This window comes from Burkholderia sp. Ac-20353 (assembly GCF_017104785.1).
Classification (GTDB): domain Bacteria; phylum Pseudomonadota; class Gammaproteobacteria; order Burkholderiales; family Burkholderiaceae; genus Burkholderia.
Genome location: NZ_JAAGPL010000501.1, coordinates 1 through 718 on the forward strand (window position 1 = coordinate 1; position 718 = coordinate 718).

At 69.1% G+C, this 718-nt stretch carries 2 protein-coding genes; both read right to left on the bottom strand.

Annotated features, from left to right (window positions below):
* Positions 1–602: DUF3106 domain-containing protein (locus G3N94_RS41580; protein ID WP_205799943.1), on the bottom strand; the 602-nt coding region annotated here is incomplete at its 3' end.
* A 28-nt stretch (positions 603–630) separates the two neighbouring features.
* Positions 631–718: DUF3619 family protein (locus G3N94_RS41585; RefSeq protein ID WP_205799944.1), on the bottom strand; the 88-nt coding region annotated here is incomplete at its 5' end.

Consider the following 718-nt stretch of genomic DNA (forward strand, 5'->3'; position numbering starts at 1 on the left):
TTTGCCGGATGCTCGTGCGTGTTGACGAGGCGGCGGACGTCGCGGTCGCCCTTGCCGGCGGGCGGCGCGCTGACGACGGACGGCCGGCGGCGGCGCTCGGCAGCCGCGAGGCGCTCCTTCTGCTCCTCGGGCAACTGCTGGTAGGCCTTCCACGCGCGCTCGCGCGCCTGCGCGGACAGGCCCTTCGCGACCTGGTAGTTCTCGCGCGCGACGCGGCGCTCGTCAGGTGTCATCCCGACCCATTCGGTCATCCGCTCCTGCAGGCGCTTCTGCGCGTCGGGCGTCATCTTCGGGAAGCGCGCGGCGATCTTCAGCCATTTCCGCTTGCGGGCGTCGCTGAACGAATCCCACTGGCTGGCGAACGGCGCAAGCGCGACGTGCTGCGCGGGCGACAGGCGTGCCCACGACAGCGGGCCGTTCGCCGCGGGCAGCGGCGCGAGGTCGGTGGTCAGTGCGATGGCGGCCGACGCGATGGCGGGCGCGCCAGTTGCGGCGGCGACGGCAGCGGGTTCCGGGTGAAAGCGCGAATACGTGGCGACGTAGGCGACGGCGATCGCAATCACGCAACCGAAGAATACGGCCAGGCCGTGTTTCTGACTCACCCGAGCGGTCCCCTCGTTGCGTGTTGATTTAATGGGCGTGCGAAAGATACGCGTTGAACCCGTGATCGAGATATGCGTTGAGTGGCAGATCGTCGCTGAGCATCGCCGCATCGATG